Here is a 17,442-nt window from a genome sequence, read left to right as displayed (position 1 = left end):
GCAGATGCTCGGCGCGACAGGAGTCGCAGCGCAGGCGCAGGAATCCGTGCTCCAGCCGCCCGCATTGCAGGTAGCCATCGAAGGCCTGCCGCACATGGCCGGGGAGTTGCTTTCCGGCATCGGCCAGGTGCTCGACAAAGGCCGGATAATGGCGCTCGACGATCTGGTAGAGCAGCGTGTGCTCGGGGCGGTGGCGCTGATAGCCGACACTGCCAATTCCCACACTGTTTGCCCCCACCACTTGCATCAAGCAAAATGGCAGGATCACTCACAGCAGGAGCGGCGTCAGTCAGTCAATGGCTTGTCAGCAGGTAGGAAGAAAGCGTCGGCTTTCAGGATCGAGGCAAATGCCGTTCATTCGTGATGACTGTAATGGCCAGTCCGCTCAGCCACTACCGGCGGGTTTTCGGCCAACTGCTCAGGAGGGACGAACTCAAGCACACCATTCCTGCTCAGTACGAGGCGCGTTCCAGTCGCCCGCGCCCGCTCGCGCGCTCGTTGTGCACAGCGCGAAGCAACGCGGCTTCTACCCCACGGAGGTCCGGACCTTGAGCTGAGTTTGATTTAATTGCTTCGTCATTCATGCCGTGCACTCGAGTCAATCAAGCGAGGGCGCTCACCGGAATTATCATACACGATCCAATCATCCACCAAATCTCAATAGAGCAGATCGAAGTTCTTTTTCCCCGCCTGAAAACGTCGCCGGATAACGGCTTCCGGAACATCATGGCCGCCTTGCCGAACACGCTCGGCAACCCTTGCAATCGCAGTTTCCGGGCGATCGAGTTGCAGGAAGATCAGCTCCACTCGGTAGCCATCGTTTCGCCAGCGTGGAATCATCCGAGCATAGCCGCGACCGGCCAGGGTCGTTTCAAAACCGAAACTGATCCCAGCAGCAGCATAGCGAGCAATTTCGGAAAGCATCAGGCGGCCGGCCTGGAAGGCTGCCGGGCCTGAATGGCGACAAGCCCGCGGCGATCAAATCGGCGTTGATGAAAACCGGACAATTCGCCTCTTGCAGCAAGTATTCACGGGCAAACGTCGTTTTTCCAGCGCCATTCGGGTCGGCAATGATCAGAATTCGGTGCCCCTCTTCTGCCATGCCATCACTCCAAGGCGAACTGTGTTCGTAGCCGAGCTATCCAGCGATTAGCCGACCCAGCGCCTCTCCGGGATCGGTCTGGCGCATCAAGGATTCCCCAATCAGAAACGCCCCAATCCCTCCTATTCGGAGTTTTTCGACATCCTCGCGGGAATGAATCCCGCTCTCCGAAATCACCAGCCGATCCTTCGGCACCATCGGCGCCAGCCGTAGTGTGGTGTCCAGGTCAGTCACGAAACGATGCAAATCCCGGTTGTTGATGCCCACCAGATCCCCGGGCACTTTCAGCGCCCGCTCCATTTCTTCCTCGTCGTGCACCTCCACCAGTACCGCCAGGCCCAGTTCCTTGCCCAGTTCGGCCAGTTCGGCGAGCTGGTCGTCGGCGAGCGCGGCAACGATCAGCAGCAGGGCATCGGATCCAATCGCGCGGGTTTCGACGACCTGCCAGGGGTCGATGATGAAGTCCTTTCTCAAGACCGGCAGGCGACTGACTTTACGCGCCTCGACCAGAAAAGCGTTCTGGCCGCCGAAGAAGCCTTCGTCGGTGAGCACCGACAGGCAGGTGGCGCCGCCGGCCTCGTAGCTTCTTGCAATGGCTTCGGGGTCGAAGTCCTGGCGGATGATGCCGGCAGACGGCGAGGCGCGCTTGATTTCGGCGATGACAGCATCCTTGCTGGCGGCCGCGCGGGTTCTCAGCTCGCCGGCAAAGTCACGCGCAGGCGGCATGTCGCTGACAATCGCCTTGAGTTCGTCGAGCGGTCGATCGGAGCGGCGGCGCTCGATTTCATCGGCCTTGGCGCTCAGTATCTGTTCAAGAATGTTGTCGTTGGTCATTGGTTGGTTTTCAGAAAGTTCTTGAGCAGGTCGTGGCCATGCTGCGTCAGGATTGATTCTGGATGAAACTGCACCCCCTCGACAGGCAGTTCCTTATGCCTGAAACCCATGATCTCGTCGCGCTTTTCAGGGCCGTCGCCGTCCCGGACAGTCCAGGCAGTCTCGATCAGGCAGTCGGGCAGGCTCGCGCGCGCCACAACCAGCGAGTGGTAGCGGGTAGCTTCGAATGGATTGTTCAACCCGGCAAACACGCCCTGGCCCGCATGATGCATGTCCGAGACCTTGCCGTGCATGATTTCTCTTGCGCGCACCACCTCGCCGCCAAAGGCCTGGCCGATGGCCTGATGGCCCAGACAAACACCCAGGATGGGATAGACCCCGGCCAGCTCGTGCACCACCTCCAGGCACACACCGGCATCATCGGGCGTGCCCGGCCCCGGCGACAGCACGATGCGATCAGGGCTCATCTGGCGGATGCCGGCAATGTCGATGGCGTCGTTGCGCACGGTGTGAACATCCGCCCCCAGCTCGCCCAGATACTGCACCAGGTTGTAGGTAAACGAGTCGTAGTTGTCGATCATCAGCACCTTCATCGGTGCAGTCCTCCGCCGGCCTCGGCCACCGCCCGGATCAGCGCACGGCCCTTGTTCAGAGTTTCTTCCCACTCGGCCTGCGGATCGGAGTCGGCCACGATGCCGGCGCCGGCCTGCAGGTGCAGGGTGTGGTCCTTGACGATGGCGGTGCGGATGGCGATGGCCAGGTCCGCGTTGCCGTGCCAGTCCAGGTGGCCGACCGCGCCGGCGTAGACACCGCGCCGGACCGGCTCGAGCTCGTTGAGGATTTCCATCGCGCGGACTTTCGGGGCGCCCGATAGCGTGCCCGCCGGGAAGGTGGCGCGCAGAACGTCAATTGCGCTCATGTCGGTGTCGAGCTGGCCGTGCACTTCCGAGACCAGGTGCATGACGTGGGAGTATCTTTCAATCACCATGCGGTCGGTCAGTTCGACGGTGCCGGTGGCGGCAATCCGGCCAATATCATTCCGGCCCAGATCAATCAGCATCAGGTGCTCGGCCAGTTCCTTGGGGTCGGCCTTGAGTTCTTCTTCGAGCTTTCGATCTTGTTCGGCCGTCTTGCCGCGTGGTCTCGTACCCGCAATGGGCCGCACCATGGCTTCGCGGTCGGACACGCGCACCAGCACTTCGGGCGACGACCCGACGACCTGGAAATCGCCGCGCTGGTCATGAAAATCGAAGAAGTACATGTAGGGCGAGGGGTTGAGGCTTCGCAGCGCGCGATAGACGTCAAGCGGACGGGCGCCCAGATCCACGCTCATGCGCTGGGACAGGACGACCTGCATGGCGTCGCCGTCAAGGATGTACTGCTTGATGCGCGCGACCGCGTCCTTGAAATCATTTTCGGCAAAGCCGAAGCGGAAATCGCTCTCGCCGGGAACCGCCAGCGCCAGCGGCTGCGGATAGCCCGGCGAGCCGCAGCGCAGGCGATGAACAAGCTGGTCCAGGCGGCGATTGGCGTTGTCGCGGGCATGTTTTTCTTCAGGATCAGCGTTGACGATCAGGTACAGCCGGCCGGCGAGGTTGTCGAACACCGCCAGCTCGTCGGCTTCCAGCAGCAAAATCTCGGGCACGCCCAGCTCGTCGGGCTTGGCGGAAAAATCCAGCCCGGGCTCCAGATGAACCACCGTCTCGTAGCCGAAGTAGCCGACCAGCCCGCCGGCAAAGCCGGGCAGCTCCTCGAGCTCGGGCGCCTTGCGGCTCTTGATCAGCGCGTCGATTTCGGCGAGCGGGTCGACGTCATCGGCACGCTCGACCACGCGGCCGTATTCCAGCGATTCGAGCGTGCGACCCGTGGCGCGCCAGGCGCGGCGGCACGGCAGGCCGATGATGGAATACCGGCCCCAGTTCTCGCCGCCCTCGACCGATTCCAGCAAAAAGGCGTTGGGCCCGTCGGCGAGCTTCAGCCAGACCGACAGCGGCGTGTCCAGATCAGCGGCAACGGAGCGCCAGACCGGGATGCGGTTGTAGCCGTCGCGGGCGAGTTGTTCGAAGCGGGCCGAGTCCACTTATTGTGCACCAATGGGGTCAAAGCAGGCCGTTATTGTATGCGCGCGGGCGGCGACTTCAAAACCGTGGCAATGCGAAAACGCAAAGACGCGAAGGGAAAGACAAAACATTGCAACCGCGGAAAGCACGGAAGACACGAAATCCTGAAGAACGGGCCTTGTGAACCTTGAGCGGCCAAGCACCAGGGAAACGCCACCACGGCGCCCGCTACTCCCCCCGCAGCGCGCGAATCACTTGACCATAGTCGGGCTGCCCGAAAATGGCCGAGCCGGCCACCAGCGTATCCGCTCCGGCCGCGCGGACTTCGGCGGCGTTGTCGGGCTTGACGCCGCCGTCGACTTCCAGGCGGATGTCGCGGCCGGATTCATCGATGATCCTGCGCGCCTGCCTGAGCTTGTCCAGGGCAGTGGGGATGAATTTCTGCCCGCCGAAGCCGGGGTTGACCGACATGATCAATACCAGATCGATCTTGTCGATCACCCACTCGAGAATATCCAGCGGAGTGGCCGGATTGAAAACCAGGCCGGCCTGACAACCCTGCTCCCGAATCAACGCCAGCGAGCGGTCGACGTGCTTGGTCGCCTCGGGGTGAAAGCTGATGACGCTGGCGCCGGCCTTTGCAAAGTCCGGAATCAGGCGGTCGACCGGCTCGACCATCAGGTGCACGTCAATGGGTGCGGTGATGCCGTAGTTGCGCAGCGCCTGGCAGACCATCGGGCCAATGGTCAGGTTGGGCACATAGTGGTTGTCCATGACGTCGAAGTGCACCCAGTCGGCACCGGCTTCGAGCACGTTCTGAACTTCTTCGCCCAGGCGGGCGAAATCGGCGGAAAGAATGCTGGGTGCGATCAACGTTGATTGCTTCATGACTGCGGCGGATGCGTATAATTCGGGGCTGACCTTCATTGTACCCGCCAACGTGAGCGACTATTCCGCCCCGCCACTGGAGATGCTGCACCAGGGCAAGGTGCGCGACATCTACGCTGTCGACGACGATCGCCTGTTGATCGTCGCCTCTGACCGCCTGTCCGCCTTTGACGTGGTGCTGCCCGACCCGATTCCCGGCAAGGGCGCAATGCTCACCCAGGTATCGAAGTTCTGGTTCGGCAAGTTTGTCGATCTGGTGCCCAACCACCTGCTCGAAGGTGATCTGGCCGGCATTGTCGGCAGTCGCGAGCTGGCCGCCGAGCTGGCGCCGCGCAGCATGCTGGTGCGGCGGCTGAAGTCGCTGCCGGTCGAAGCCATCGTACGCGGCTATCTGGCCGGTTCGGGCTGGAAGGACTACCGGCAAAGTGGCGGCATCTGCGGTATCGAGCTGCCCGCGGGCATGGAGCAGGCGGCCGCCCTGCCCGAGCCGATCTTCACGCCTTCGACCAAGGCCGCGGTGGGCGACCACGACGAGAACATCGACATGGCGGCCATGCAGAAGACGGTGGGCACCGACCTGGCGCTTCGCATCCGCGACATTTCGCTGGCCATCTATCGCCGCGCCGCCGCGTTCGCGCGTGATCGCGGCATCATCATCGCCGACACCAAGTTCGAGTTCGGCGTCGATCGCGACGGCGAGCTCTACCTGATCGACGAGCTGCTCACGCCCGACAGCTCCAGGTTCTGGCCTGTTGATCAGTGGCGTCTGGGGATCAGCCCGCCGAGCTTTGACAAGCAGTTCGTGCGCGACTATCTGGAAACCCTGGACTGGGACAAGACCGCACCAGGCCCCAGGCTGCCCGCCGAAATCATCGCGCAGACGGTTGCGCGCTATCGCGAGGCTGAAAGCCGACTGCTGGACGATGACTGATCCGGGCATTCTGCGCGTGGCGGCTGATTCAGCATTCAGCCGGCTGACGGCAATCGTGCTTTTTCTGACCCTGGCGCTGGGCCTGGCCGTTCCCGGTGCGCTGGATTTCGGCACCGCGGCGCTGGTCGTGATGGCCATCGCCTGGCTGACCGTCGGCGGCCACTGGCGATCACAGGGGCTGCACCGGCTCGAGCGGCTGTTCGTGATCGCCGTGCTGGTGTTTCTGCTGGCCTGGTTTGCGGCCTGGGGGCTGCACGGCTTTCCCGCAGCGGCCACCAGCACCGCCCAGCGCCTGCCCAAACTGCTGGCCATGGTGCCGCTGTTTCTGTTTCTGCGCCGCGTTGACGGCCTCGAGCCGGCCTGGTGGGGCGGCATGGTGCTCGGCGCCTTTGTCGCCGGCGGCTATGCGCTGTGGTTCACCTTCAGCGGGCAGCTTGGCGAGTATGGCGGCCGGGTCCCCGGGCCCACCAACCCGATCTACTTTGGCGGTTTTGCCATGGCCTTTGCGCTGATGCTGATACCGCGCCTGGCCGATGGACGCCAGTCGGGCCGGGGGCGCGTGCTGACCGCCGCAGCGATCGTGCTGGCCTTCGTGGCCAGCGCCCTGTCAGGTTCGCGCGGGGCCTGGCTGGCCATTCCCGCACTGATGGGCGTGTATCTGTTCACCGCCGGCGCCGGCCAGCCGTTTCACTGGCGCGTGGGCATTCCACTGCTGATTCTCAGCCTGGCTCTGGCGGTTCTGCTCAACCCCTGGCTGCCGATGAACGATCGCTTGGATGAAACCCTGGCCGAGCTGGCCATTGTCGCCGCCGGGCAGGACGGCAACGGCGGCCTGGGGCTGCGATTTCAGCTCTGGGAAATTGCCGGCAGCCAGATCGGCGCCGAGCCCTGGACCGGAGCGGGTCCGGGCAGCTTCCGCGCCGCTCTGGTCGAATCAGTGCAGGCCGGCAACCATAGCGACACGCTGCTGCGCTACGACCATCCGCACAACCAATATCTTTCCGCGTGGATTGCCGGCGGCATCGGCCTTTTGGTGGCGCTGCTGCTGCTTTTGGCCAGCCCCGTCCTGCTGGTGTTGAAACTGAGCCGAACCTATTCGCGCCGCTGTCGCTATCTGGCCTGGAGCGCGCTGGCCTTCGGCGTGGTATTTGCCGTCCTGGCGCTGTCGGAGTCGCTGTTCGAACGCAACCACGGGCTGACCTGGTTCATTCTGCTGACCGCCGCGGGCACCGGCCTGACCGTGGGCGGCAACTATCCGGGCAGGCGCACCGACTGAGCCAGCGCCAGCAGCCGGCGCGCCACTTGATCGGTATCATCGGCCGCGTTCCCGGCTTGCGGCTGACAGGCGCCCGGTTTCGTTTCGTCGAGCAGCGCCATTGCGGCCGCACTCAGGCTCGCCGGGTTCAGCGCCGCCGCCCGTGCACGGCCGCTGCGCTGCAGCAGCCTGACCCGACGGGGCTGGTCGCGCCCGCCCACCGCCGTGACCACCAGCGGCACCCCGGCCGCCAGCGCCTGCTCGGAGAGCATGTTGCCGCAGCCGATGACCGCCAGCCGCGCCCGGCCCAACAACGCTCCCAGCGCAGCGGTCGGCAGCGAGGGAATCACCGACACCGGCGCCGTCGTATCGGCAGCCGGATCCAGCTCGCCGCGATACTGCGGCCCCAGTACCACCACCGCCGGATACCCGGTTGCAGCCTGAAAGCGCCGGGCAGCGGCCGCGAACAGCTCGGGCACTGGTCGGCCGGCCTTCTGGTAGCCGCCGCCACCGGCGACGAAAAGCGCAAAGCCCTCAGCGGGCAGGCTTGCCATCCACGGACTCAGGCCGGCTGGATCGGGCCGCGGCACGATGGAGCGAGCCAGCGCCACTTCCACATTACGGTAGCGCTTCAGAAGCAATCGCTCGTACAGACGCAGGCGCGGCGGGAACGAAAACGAGTCCACGATCACATGCAGATCCATCCAGCGCATCTGGCGCGGGCGAAAACCCTTGGCGCGCTTGCGCGGGCGATTGCTGATCCACACCACGCGGCTGCCCAGCGCCTGCGCCATCCGGAACTGCGCCACTCGCCCGCTGCAGTCAAACACGCTCAAGGCCGGGCGACGGGCCTCGAGCAACGCCATCACTTCATCGCTGGCCCGGGCCGGTGTGGCCGACAGGGTGTGGTAGGTCAAGCGCTGGTCGCGCTCGACTCGGGCCTGGCGCTGCAGCATGAAGCCGATATCGAGCCCGGCCCGGCAATCGAGCATGGCCCGCGCCAGGGCCAGGCAGCGGTAGTACTCGCCGCTGCCGCCGGGGCCGCTGGCCGGGGCGAAGAGCACGCTGGTTGCCCTGCCGCTCAAGCGCGCTGCCTTTGCCGCCGCCTGCGGCTGCGGCGCCGGCGAATGCCCGCGTAGCGGTCGGCCTCGCCCGGTGGTGCCGTCTTGAAACGACGATGCACCCAGAAATACTGGGCCGGGTCCTTGCGGATCTGGCGTTCGAGAAAGGCGTTGAAGCGGGTCAGATCGTGCGCGTCATCGCCGCTGGGAAAGTTCTCGAAAGGCGGTTCGATGATCACTCGAACCCGGCCGCTGTCATCGTCGCGAATCGGATACATGGGCAGCACCACGGCATTACCCATGCGCGCCATATTCGGAATACCGGTGGCCGTTGCCGTGGCCAGCCCGAAAAAAGGCGCAAAGGCCGAACGCTTGGGACCAAAGTCCTGATCGGGCGCATACCACAGCACCTCGCCGGCGCGCAGATGACGCACCATGGCGCGCAATTGGTCGCGCCGAAACATGCCGGCCGCATAACGGCGGCGGCCGCGATTCTGGAATGCCTCGACGGCCTGGTTGCGCTGCGGGCGGTAGACGCCCCAGCTGACGGTTCGCTCGCCCAAAAGCCGCCCGCCCAGCTCCAGCGAGGTGGCGTGACCGGTCAGCAGCAGAACTCCCCGGCCGGACTGGCGGGCGCGCTCGAAGTGCTCAAGCCCCTCGACCGTTCCGAACCGTTCGTCCAGGCGGCCCGGGCGGCACCAGGCAATGGCGCCCTCGGCAAGCATTTCGGCCAGAAAACGAAAATGCCGACGGCGCAGACGACGGCGCTTGCCTTCGTCCAGCTCGGGGAAACACAGCGCCAGATTGCGATCGACAATCCGTCGGCGCGACGGCAGAACCAGCGCAAACAGCGGTCCCAGCGGTCGTACCACGGCGCGGGCCACGTTGGGCGGCAGGCGCCCGAGCAGGCGTACCGGCTGGAGTAGCAACCAGGTCAGAGAATCGGTCATGCGTTTTTCAGGCTCGTTTCATTTGTCAGCGACATCGGGCCGCGCTTGTGCCGGCAGGCAATGCATTAAACTCCCCGCCATCATGCTTGCAGTTTACCGTTTGCTTGTTGTACTCGTCCTGCCGCTGGCCCTGGTGTGGCTGCGCTGGAAAATCGCCGGCCCCGCCGAGCTGCGCGCGCGCTGGCGCGAGCGCCTGGGGCAGATTCCGCATTCGTCGGGGCAACCAATGCTGTGGCTGCACGCCGCCTCGGTAGGCGAAGTCAACGCCGTGGCTGCCCTGGTCAACGTACTGCTTGAGCGCTATCCTGAACACCAGCTGGTCATCAGCACGATGACGGTCACCGGCCGTGCTGAGGTGATCCGCCGCTTTGACGACCGGGTCGAAACCGTATTCGCGCCGCTGGACACGCCACTGGCGGTCAGCCGCTGGCTCAAGCGCCTGCGTCCGCAGCTGGCCATGGTAGCCGAAACCGAGATCTGGCCGGAACTCTATCGCGGCTGCGCCCGGCGTGGCATTCCGATAGTGCTGGTCAACGCGCGCCTGGCGCCTTCGGCTATGCGGCGCTACCGGCGCTTTCGCTCGCTGTTTGCCAGCGCTCTTTCCACTGTCAACCTGGCCGTCTGTCAGAGTGAAGACGACGCCGAGCGCTTTCGGCAGCTGGGCCTGGAGGAAAACCGGGTGGCCATTTCCGGCAACCTCAAGTTCGACCGCGCCCTCCCCGAGGAACTGGGTGAGACCGTTCGCCGGCTGCGTGACCAGTGGGGCGAGCGGCCTATCTGGGTGGCCGGCAGCACCCGGCCGGGTGAAGAAGCCATCGTGCTTGAAGCTCATCGATTGCTTCAAAAAAGCCACCCCGACGCGCTGCTGGTACTGGCACCCCGCCACCCCGAGCGCAGCGAAGAGGTTCGCGCGCTGCTTGAAGACCTGGCACTCACACACGGCGGCATCGACGAGACCATCGGCCCGGATGCTTCCGTGGTGCTGGTCGATCGGATCGGCGTATTGATGTCGTGCTATGCCGCGGCCCCGGCGGCCTTCGTCGGCGGCAGTCTGGTCAATATCGGCGGCCACAACCTGCTCGAACCGGCCGCTCTGGGCAAGCCCGTAATCGCCGGGCCACACCTGCATCAGCAGGCGGATTCGGCTAGCGCCCTGCGCGCCGGCAACGCGCTGATCGAGGTCGCGGACGCCGAGCAGCTGGCAGCGGCGGTAAACAAGATATGGGATGACCCGCAGTACGCGCTGGAATACGGACGCGCCGCGCTTGAGGTAGTGGAAAAGGGGCGCGGCAGCGTTCGCCGCACCCTGAGATTCATCGAAGGCTTTCTCTGACCCCCCGGATCAGTTCGCGGGGCTGACCAGCAGCTCGTTGACGCGCGCCAGGTCTTCTTCGTCCAGCACGCCGGCCGACTGGCGCAGGCGCAGCTGGTTGAGAATGAACTGGTGGCGGGCGTCAGAGTAGTTGCGCTCGGCCTGGAAGAAGCGCTGCTCGGCGTTGAGCACGTCCACAATGGTTCGCGTACCAACTTCGAAGCCGGCGTTGGTCGCTTCCAGCGCACTGTCAGCTGAAACCAGGGCCTGACGGCGTGCCTCGACTTCCTGGATGCCGGCCACAATGGCGCGGTAGGCGGTTTCGGTCTGGCGCTTGATCGCGCGCTCGGTTGCCGACAGCGTGGCGTCGGCCGCGCGCAGGGAATAGCCGGCCTGATGGCGGCGGGACTGAGTGGCAAGGCCCGAGAAAATTGGTACGTTGAGCGTGAGTCCAACTTCCCAGCCAGCATTTTCCATGGTCGCTGAAACGACTGGCTCCTGAGTAACCGGATCGCGGCCAACCCACTCGTTATTGGTGCGATTACTGTAGTTAGCACTCAAACCCAAGGTCGGCAGGTGCCCGGAACGCGCGATACGTAGATCGGCCTCGGCCACGTCAACCTGCGAGCGCTGCTGCAGGATCGTCGGATTGAATTCCAGCGCGCGGCTTACCCACTCCTCGACGTTAGCGGGATCGGGCATTTCGAGCGGGATTTCCTGGGCCAGGCGAGAGAAGTTCTCGAACCAGGCGCCGGCGATCTCGCGCAGTGCGTCGCGGGCATCCTCGAGCACATTCTCGGCAACGATAACGCGGGCGCGGGCCGCATCATAAACGGCGCGGGCTTCGTGCACGTCGGTAACCGCGGCCAGGCCGACTTCAAAACGCTGCTCGGCCTGCTCGAACTGGCGCTTGAGCGCGGTTTCTTCGGCTTTGGCAAAGCGCACCGAGTCAAGCGCGGTCAGCACGTCGAAGTAGCCCTCCGAGACGCGGAACAGAAAATCCTGCCACGCCTGCCGATACTCGGCCTCGGCCCCGCTGACCTGCGCACGGCCGCGATCGAGCTGACCGTAGTTGGCGTCGTCGTAAATACTCTGGCGGAGCTGAATCTGCCAGTTCTCCGTATCGACATCCTGCGAATCCAACTCAGTGCCGGCGATGGTTGTTGTCGAGGAACCTTGGGTAAGACCAGCCGATGCATTGACCTGGGGCAGCAGGCTGGCGCGAGCGATAGCTGGGATCTCGCCAGCGGCGTTGAGCCGCTGCTCGGCGGCGCGGATTTCGGCGTCGTGGCTCTGCGCCAGCTCATAGACGCCGACCAGGTCCACGGCATGAGCCGTGCTGCTCAGCCCCAGGGCAATAGCCAGGGACAGGAAGACTTGCTTGCGTTTGGTCATGGTGATTCCGGCTTGAAGAAGTGTGATCAGAATTCGAACTGCGGCCGATCTTCAGCGCCGATCAGGCGCGGCAGGTCGGTGTCGAACAGGCTGTCGATCTGCCAGTGATCGCGTTCGGTGAGAGTCATCAACATAGCCTCCATCACCGGGCTGAAACCGCGCACGGCAAACAGACGGCCGCCGGGCTTGAGCCACTGGCGAAAGCGCTCGGGAACTTCAGCTGCCGAAGCGGTCACCGCGATGGCATCAAAAGTTTCGCCGGGGTCGAAATCGCCCAGGGCGTCGGCCTGTCGCGTCTCGATGCCCTTGATGGAAAGGCGGCCAAACCGGCGCTTGGCCCGCTCGACCAGCTCCTCGTGAATGTCGATACTCAGCACCGAGGCCCCCATATGCGCCAGGCAGGCAGCCATGAAACCCGAACCGGTGCCGATTTCAAGTACCCGTTGGCCGGGCTGGACGCCAAGGGCCTGCAGCATGCGACCTTCCTCGACGGGCTTCATCATGACTTGGCCCTGCGGCAGAGGAATGCGCAGGTCGGAAAAAGCCAGGCGACGATAGTCCGACGGCGCGAAGTCCTCGCGCGGGACCTCACGCAGCGCCTCGAGCGTGTGCGGATCAAGCACGTCCCAGGTGCGCACCTGCTGCTCGACCATATTGAAGCGAGCCTGTTCAAGATTGAGCGACATTTTGGTTCCAAGCGATTTAGGTCAGATTCTGCCGCGCTATTGTACTCGCTTGGGCCTCAAGGCAACTGTGCCACTTGTCATGAATGAGGCCGATGCGGAGAAATGGAAGCGCGGATCATATCTGGCGTCCGTTGCCGCGAAAAGCAAGGTTCGGCGGCCGGACGACGCAGACGCTGGCGGCAGTCGGCTGCTATCATCCGCGGGCACTCACCGCGCGGAGCGCCTCATGCCCTCGAAGCTCACAAGCCTTTTCCGCCTCCTGTTCACAGCCGTGCTGTCGCTGTTGGTTGCCGCTACCGCTGCGCTGGCCCAGGACACCGCAAAGCCCGTCCTGCACGGCAAACACTGGGTCGCCATCACCGGCAAGCCGCTGGGCGCCACCGCCGGAGCCCAGATATTCGAGCGCGGCGGCAATGCCGTCGACGCTGCGGCGGCCATGCTGGCGGCCACCGCTACCATGTGGGATACGCTGGGCTGGGGCGGCGAGACACAGGCGCTGATCTACAACCCGAAAACCGGCAAGGTCATCGGCGTCAACGGTCTCGGCGTCGCCCCCACCGGTGCCACTCCGGAATTCTTTAGCGATCAGGGTATGCAATACCCGCCCGAATACGGCCCCCTGGCCGCGGTCACACCCGGCACGCCGGGCGCATTGATGGTGATGGTCGCCGAATACGGAAAGCTCAGCCTGGCCGAGGTGCTGGCACCGGCCATCGAGATGGCCGAAGGCTACCCGATCGAAGCTGCCCAGGCTGACAACATCGAAGACAAGCGCGACGTTCTCGAACGCTGGCAAAGCTCGATCGACGTATTCCTGCCCCACCATGACCCCGACAATCCGGATCAGCGCGCCGCACCGCGCGCCGGCGAAGTGTTCGTGCAGAAAGACCTGGCGGCCACGCTGAAAAAGCTGGTCGAGACCGAGCAGCAGGCGCTGGAAGACGGCAAAAGTCGCAGGGAAGCCATTCAGGCCGCTTACGACCGCTTCTACAGCGGCGATATCGCCAACGAAATCGTCAGGGCCACACGCGCGGCGGGCGGCCTGTTCACCAGCGACGATCTGGCCGACTGGGAGGTCAAGCTCGAAGAGCCAGTGACGACGAACTACCGCGGCATCGACGTCTACAAGCTGACCACCTGGACCCAGGGACCGGTGATGCTGCAGGCGCTCAACATCCTCGAAGGCTTCGACCTGAAGGCCATGGGCTACAACTCGAAGCGCTATATCCACACGCTCTACCAGGCCATGAATCTTGCCTTTGCCGACCGCGACTTCTACTACGGCGACCCCTCGACGCCGCCACAGGAGCCCATCGAAGGCCTGCTGTCGAAAGAATATGCGGCCGAGCGCCGCAAGCTGATCCCCGAAGACCATAATCTAATCGACTACCTGCCCGGCGACCCTTACAAGTACCAGGCCGGCGACAACCCTTATGAACAGCTGCGGCAGAACTGGCAGCTTGTGCCACCCGAGGCGGAGGCCGAAGGCGAAGCAGGCTTTCAGCAGGCCGGTCTCATGCCCTTCGAGGAAGGCTTCCGCGCCGGCACCACCGCCATCCAGGCGGCCGATGCCGACGGCTGGGTCGTATCGGTCACGCCCTCGGGCGGATGGGTGCCGGCCTTCATCGCGGGCAACACCGGCATTGGTCTGAGCCAGCGCATGCAAAGCTTCGTGCTCGATGAAGCGCTCAACCCCTACAACGTAGTCGCGCCCGGCAAGCGCCCGCGGGTCACGCTCACGCCCTCAATGGCGCTCAAAGACGGCAAGCCGCTGATGGCCTTCTCGGTGCAGGGCGGCGACACCCAGGACCAGAACCTGCTGCAGTTCTTCCTCAACATGGTCGAATGGGACATGAACGTGCAGCAGGCCGCCGAAGGCCGGCACAACATCATGAGCTACCAGATGCAAAGCAGCTTCGGCGCCCACCAGGCCGAACCCGGCCGCATCGAAGTGCCGCGCTCGCTCTCGCCCTACACCACCGACCAGCTTCGCAAGATGGGCTACGACGTCGAACAAGTCGAGCGCGTCTACAACCCCACCCAGGCCATCTGGTTCGATTTTGATAACGGCACCATGCAGGGCGGCGCCAGCGACTACGGCGAGGACTACGGGATTGCGTGGTAGTCCAATCCGTTGCTGTCATGACCCCACAGCGAGTAGAATTATTCAGACCAGCTTGCTGGAGTTCTCATGACCGCCAGAGCGCTTGACCAACTTCGTTCCGAAATCCTGTCCCTGCCCGAGACTGAAAGGGCTGAGCTCGCTCATGCCCTGATCCAAAGCCTGGATTCCCCCGCAGAAAGCGATGTCGAAAAGGCGTGGGATCACGAGATAAGCCGCCGACTCAAGGAAATCGACGAGGGGCAGGCTGCCCTCATGGATCGCAGCGAATTCCGAAGGAGAATGCACGCAAAACTACTCGAGGCCTGACGGTGCCAACAGTCCGGATTCTTCGACAGGCTGCGGAGGAAGCTGAAGCAGCAGCTGGTTGGTACGAACAGGAAAGGGAAAACCTGGGGCAAGATTTCTTCCAGGCGATCGAAGCTGGAATCCAGCTTATTGAAGACGACCTTGTACCTCTTGTTTCAATGCCGGGTCACGCCGGCAGCCTGGGCGCCAAGCGGCTTATCCTGCGCCGGTTCCCCTACGACATTGTCGTCGTAGAAAGGCCGGGGGAAGTGATCGTGATTGCTTTCGCTCATCACGCCCGCAAGCCCGGCTACTGGCGGAATCGAATTGCAGAGTGATCTCGGGCTCGGTGAACGGAATGCAGAAAAGCGCCGGACAGCCACCTGTCCGGCGCCTTCGCGTCGATCTACTCCACGCGCACCGGTGTGCTCGCAATCGCGTTGCCGCTGGCATTGAGCAGATAACGCACTTCGTAGTTGCCCGGCGCGTCAGGCGCTTCAAGCCTGCCTGCGGTCGCGTTGCCGGTGCGGGTGTATTCGTCATCGGCGTCCGCCGGTGCGTCGACCGGAACGATAACGACCTTGTCGCGCGGATGGACGGTGCTGCTCCAGCTCGCTTCGAAGCGCGAACCCGCTGAAACGCTCCCCGGTGCCGACACAGTGACCTCGGGTTCGGTAAGCGTGATGGGTGCTGCGGCAATTGATTGGCCACTGGCCGACAACAGGTAGCGGATTTCGTAATCTCCCGGTTCGGCGGAGGTATCCAGACGGCCTGAGGTGGCGCTGCCGGTACGCAGATAGTCGCGGTCGGCGTCGGCTGGCGCGCCCGCTGGCACGATAGTGACCTTGTCGCGCTGATGGATCGTATAAGTCCACGATACGTCGACACGGCTGCCGGCAACCGCGCTCTCGGGCCCTGAAACACTGGTTTCAGCTTCAGTGACCGTCAGCGGCGCCGAGGCAATGGCCTGGCCATCTTCGTTGCGCAGATAACGCACCTCATAGTCGCCCGGCTCGGAGGGTGCCTGCAGGGTGCCGTCGCGCGCATCCTTGACCCGCAGGTAGTCGCCACTGGCATCCGCTGGTGCACCGGCCTCAACTATCGTCACCTTGTCGCGCGGATGGATCACATCGCTCCACTCGGCCGTCAAATTCGAGCCGGCGATCACTGATTCAGGGCCCGAGATACTCAGCGTCTTCTCGACAAGCTGGATCGGCGTGCGGGCCACGGCAAGCCCGTCGGAGGCCAGCAGATAGCGCACCTCGTACTCACCCGGTTCGGAGGGCGCCTGCAGACGGCCAGACTCGGCATTGCCGGTACGCAGATAGTCGCCATGAGCGTCATCGGGTACATCAGCCGCGACAATAGTGACCATATCGCGCGGGTGGACGGTGCCAGTCCACTCGACCGCAAAACTCGATCCGGCGGTGACAGTTTCCGGGGCCGTAACCGTCACCGCAGTCTCGGTGAGTTCGATCGGCGTGCGGGCCACCGCCTGACCCGTGGCACTGGCGACATAACGCGCCTCGTAGGGCCCCGGTTCGCCGGGGGCACGCAACACAGCCATGCTCTCCTGGCCCACGCGCTTGTAGTCGCCGCGCGAATCCGGCTCGGCGTCGGCGGGCACGATCGTGACCAGGTCGCGCGCGTGAACCTCCTCACCTAGCCAGCTTACTTCCACATTCGAACCGGCCACGGCCGTTTCAGGCGCGTTGATCGTGACCTCGGGCTCGGGCACTTCTTCGGTCGCCATCTTGCTGACTTCACCAAGTGCGGCCTTGAGGCCGGCCGCGTCACGCGCGGCAAAGAACTGCCCGCCGGTGTTGTCGGCGATGCAGGCAAGCTGCTCCTGGTCGGCATCGCCGATATCGAAGCCGATCACGTGCGCGGTGAAGTTGATGCCGGCCTCAGCCAACTCGCTGGCCGCGGCGCAGGGGTCGGCATTGCAGGTCTCCAGCCCGTCGGAAATCAGAATCACGTTGGCTGGCGCATCGCGGTACTTCAGCTCTTCGGCGGCGTGGCGCACAGCCGCGGTCAGCGGCGTCTTGCCCCTGGGTGTGATCGCCTCGATCTGCGCCAGAAGCGCCTCGCGGTCGACCGGCCCCGGCGCAACCACCGTCTCGATATCGCTGCAATCACCCTCGCGCCGATGGCCGTAGGCCACCAGCCCCAACGGCTCGGATTTATCCCAATCACGCACGAGATCGCCCAGCACCCGCCGAGCGATCACCACCTTCGCCTCACCCTCGATCTGCCCCCACATCGAATTCGAGGCGTCATAGACGATGACCGTGTCGGCGTGTGCGCCCGAACAGAGCCCGGCCAGCGCGAAAAGACCGGCAAGCCAGCCGGTGCTGCGAATTGAAGAGATCATGCGTGCCTTCCTCTGATTTACGACACCCGATCTTACGTAAGCAGGCTCCAAATCAGGACACCGTCGGTCAAACTACTGCTCTTCAGGCGGCAGCCAATCGCTCTAGCCCAAGCGATTTACGACACCATTTGGATATAGCGGCATGGAGAGCACCGTAAATATCATCCCGTGACGGTTATTGCAT

Annotated in this window: 16 protein-coding genes and 1 pseudogene; 6 read left to right on the top strand and 11 right to left on the bottom strand. The window is 64.0% G+C overall.

Annotated elements, in window-relative coordinates:
• From ACEWQZ_RS00750 to rpe, 6 genes are all read right to left on the bottom strand, one after another.
• Positions 1-223: transposase zinc-binding domain-containing protein (locus ACEWQZ_RS00750; protein ID WP_476481161.1), on the bottom strand; the 223-nt coding region annotated here is incomplete at its 3' end.
• Positions 224-657: 434 nt separating this feature from the next.
• Positions 658-924: a zeta toxin family protein gene (locus ACEWQZ_RS00745; protein WP_476481160.1), complete on the bottom strand. Its 267-nt coding sequence runs from the start codon at positions 922-924 to the stop codon at positions 658-660.
• 214 nt (positions 925-1,138) lie between these two features.
• Positions 1,139-1,936, bottom strand: a complete 798-nt coding sequence (gene trpC / locus ACEWQZ_RS00740) for an indole-3-glycerol phosphate synthase TrpC (RefSeq protein WP_476481159.1) — start codon at positions 1,934-1,936, stop codon at positions 1,139-1,141.
• Entirely contained in the window at positions 1,933-2,529 is a 597-nt protein-coding gene (locus tag ACEWQZ_RS00735) for an anthranilate synthase component II (RefSeq protein WP_476481158.1), read from the bottom strand. Before ACEWQZ_RS00735 ends, trpC begins: the two co-directional genes overlap by 4 nt.
• Positions 2,526-4,016 (bottom strand): anthranilate synthase component I, encoded by a 1,491-nt coding sequence (trpE, locus tag ACEWQZ_RS00730; RefSeq protein WP_476481157.1) that lies wholly within the window; start codon positions 4,014-4,016, stop codon positions 2,526-2,528. Before trpE ends, ACEWQZ_RS00735 begins: the two co-directional genes overlap by 4 nt.
• A 208-nt stretch (positions 4,017-4,224) precedes the next feature.
• Positions 4,225-4,884 (bottom strand): ribulose-phosphate 3-epimerase, encoded by a 660-nt coding sequence (gene rpe, locus ACEWQZ_RS00725; protein ID WP_476481156.1) that lies wholly within the window; start codon positions 4,882-4,884, stop codon positions 4,225-4,227.
• On the opposite strand from rpe, the gene ACEWQZ_RS00720 reads away from it, so the two are divergent.
• On the top strand, positions 4,883-5,815 hold the full coding sequence (locus ACEWQZ_RS00720; protein WP_476481155.1) for a phosphoribosylaminoimidazolesuccinocarboxamide synthase: 933 nt from the start codon (positions 4,883-4,885) through the stop codon (positions 5,813-5,815). The two genes, rpe and ACEWQZ_RS00720, sit on opposite strands and share 2 nt — an antisense overlap.
• On the top strand, positions 5,808-7,091 hold the full coding sequence (locus tag ACEWQZ_RS00715; protein WP_476481154.1) for an O-antigen ligase family protein: 1,284 nt from the start codon (positions 5,808-5,810) through the stop codon (positions 7,089-7,091). The genes ACEWQZ_RS00720 and ACEWQZ_RS00715 overlap by 8 nt, the downstream gene beginning before the upstream one ends.
• On the opposite strand, the gene ACEWQZ_RS00710 is transcribed toward ACEWQZ_RS00715, so the two are convergent.
• Together ACEWQZ_RS00710 and ACEWQZ_RS00705 are read right to left on the bottom strand one after the other, a co-directional pair.
• Positions 7,067-8,155 (bottom strand): hypothetical protein, encoded by a 1,089-nt coding sequence (locus ACEWQZ_RS00710; RefSeq protein WP_476481153.1) that lies wholly within the window; start codon positions 8,153-8,155, stop codon positions 7,067-7,069. The genes ACEWQZ_RS00715 and ACEWQZ_RS00710 overlap by 25 nt on opposite strands.
• The gene (locus ACEWQZ_RS00705; RefSeq protein WP_476481152.1) at positions 8,152-9,081 is read right to left on the bottom strand and encodes an LpxL/LpxP family acyltransferase; all 930 of its coding nucleotides are present in this window, start codon (positions 9,079-9,081) and stop codon (positions 8,152-8,154) included. The genes ACEWQZ_RS00710 and ACEWQZ_RS00705 overlap by 4 nt, the downstream gene beginning before the upstream one ends.
• Here ACEWQZ_RS00705 and waaA point away from each other — a divergent pair.
• Positions 9,080-10,414, top strand: coding sequence for a lipid IV(A) 3-deoxy-D-manno-octulosonic acid transferase (gene waaA, locus ACEWQZ_RS00700; protein ID WP_476481151.1), 1,335 nt, complete (start codon positions 9,080-9,082; stop codon positions 10,412-10,414). The two genes, ACEWQZ_RS00705 and waaA, sit on opposite strands and share 2 nt — an antisense overlap.
• A 9-nt stretch (positions 10,415-10,423) precedes the next feature.
• On the opposite strand, the gene ACEWQZ_RS00695 is transcribed toward waaA, so the two are convergent.
• Both ACEWQZ_RS00695 and ACEWQZ_RS00690 read right to left on the bottom strand, forming a co-directional pair.
• Positions 10,424-11,788 (bottom strand): TolC family outer membrane protein, encoded by a 1,365-nt coding sequence (locus ACEWQZ_RS00695; RefSeq protein ID WP_476481150.1) that lies wholly within the window; start codon positions 11,786-11,788, stop codon positions 10,424-10,426.
• 26 nt (positions 11,789-11,814) lie between these two features.
• Positions 11,815-12,474 carry a protein-L-isoaspartate O-methyltransferase family protein gene (locus ACEWQZ_RS00690; protein WP_476481149.1) on the bottom strand — a complete coding sequence of 220 codons (660 nt, stop codon included), beginning with the start codon at positions 12,472-12,474 and terminating at the stop codon, positions 11,815-11,817.
• A 226-nt stretch (positions 12,475-12,700) separates the two neighbouring features.
• On the opposite strand from ACEWQZ_RS00690, the gene ACEWQZ_RS00685 reads away from it, so the two are divergent.
• The 3 genes from ACEWQZ_RS00685 (at position 12,701) to ACEWQZ_RS00675 (ending at position 15,222) form a co-directional block, all read left to right on the top strand.
• The gene (locus tag ACEWQZ_RS00685; protein ID WP_476481148.1) at positions 12,701-14,599 is read left to right on the top strand and encodes a gamma-glutamyltransferase family protein; all 1,899 of its coding nucleotides are present in this window, start codon (positions 12,701-12,703) and stop codon (positions 14,597-14,599) included.
• Positions 14,600-14,665: 66 nt separating this feature from the next.
• On the top strand, positions 14,666-14,905 hold the full coding sequence (locus tag ACEWQZ_RS00680; RefSeq protein WP_476481147.1) for an addiction module protein: 240 nt from the start codon (positions 14,666-14,668) through the stop codon (positions 14,903-14,905).
• A 2-nt stretch (positions 14,906-14,907) separates the two neighbouring features.
• Entirely contained in the window at positions 14,908-15,222 is a 315-nt protein-coding gene (locus ACEWQZ_RS00675) for a hypothetical protein (RefSeq protein WP_476481146.1), read from the top strand.
• Between the two features lie 1,451 nt (positions 15,223-16,673).
• On the opposite strand, the pseudogene ACEWQZ_RS00670 reads toward ACEWQZ_RS00675, so the two are convergent.
• Positions 16,674-17,258: pseudogene (locus ACEWQZ_RS00670) on the bottom strand (vWA domain-containing protein); the annotation flags it as partial.
• Between the last annotated feature and the right edge of the window lie 184 nt (positions 17,259-17,442).

It is taken from the genome of Wenzhouxiangella sp. YN1, assembly GCF_056324145.1.
The sequence above is the reverse complement of the archived record's forward strand: the minus strand, read 5'-3'. Positions and strand labels throughout refer to the sequence as shown.

What these genes read in the sequence shown, in the direction of transcription:
- ACEWQZ_RS00745 (WP_476481160.1), bottom strand. Translation starts at nt 924, where the DNA reads ATGCTTTCCGAAATTGCTCGCTATGCTGCTGCTGGGATCAGTTTCGGT.
- trpC (WP_476481159.1), bottom strand. Translation starts at nt 1,936, where the DNA reads ATGACCAACGACAACATTCTTGAACAGATACTGAGCGCCAAGGCCGAT.
- ACEWQZ_RS00735 (WP_476481158.1), bottom strand. Translation starts at nt 2,529, where the DNA reads ATGAAGGTGCTGATGATCGACAACTACGACTCGTTTACCTACAACCTG.
- ACEWQZ_RS00720 (WP_476481155.1), top strand. Translation starts at nt 4,883, where the DNA reads ATGACTGCGGCGGATGCGTATAATTCGGGGCTGACCTTCATTGTACCC.
- rpe (WP_476481156.1), bottom strand. Translation starts at nt 4,884, where the DNA reads ATGAAGCAATCAACGTTGATCGCACCCAGCATTCTTTCCGCCGATTTC.
- ACEWQZ_RS00715 (WP_476481154.1), top strand. Translation starts at nt 5,808, where the DNA reads ATGACTGATCCGGGCATTCTGCGCGTGGCGGCTGATTCAGCATTCAGC.
- waaA (WP_476481151.1), top strand. Translation starts at nt 9,080, where the DNA reads ATGCGTTTTTCAGGCTCGTTTCATTTGTCAGCGACATCGGGCCGCGCT.
- ACEWQZ_RS00705 (WP_476481152.1), bottom strand. Translation starts at nt 9,081, where the DNA reads ATGACCGATTCTCTGACCTGGTTGCTACTCCAGCCGGTACGCCTGCTC.
- ACEWQZ_RS00695 (WP_476481150.1), bottom strand. Translation starts at nt 11,788, where the DNA reads ATGACCAAACGCAAGCAAGTCTTCCTGTCCCTGGCTATTGCCCTGGGG.
- ACEWQZ_RS00690 (WP_476481149.1), bottom strand. Translation starts at nt 12,474, where the DNA reads ATGTCGCTCAATCTTGAACAGGCTCGCTTCAATATGGTCGAGCAGCAG.
- ACEWQZ_RS00685 (WP_476481148.1), top strand. Translation starts at nt 12,701, where the DNA reads ATGCCCTCGAAGCTCACAAGCCTTTTCCGCCTCCTGTTCACAGCCGTG.
- ACEWQZ_RS00680 (WP_476481147.1), top strand. Translation starts at nt 14,666, where the DNA reads ATGACCGCCAGAGCGCTTGACCAACTTCGTTCCGAAATCCTGTCCCTG.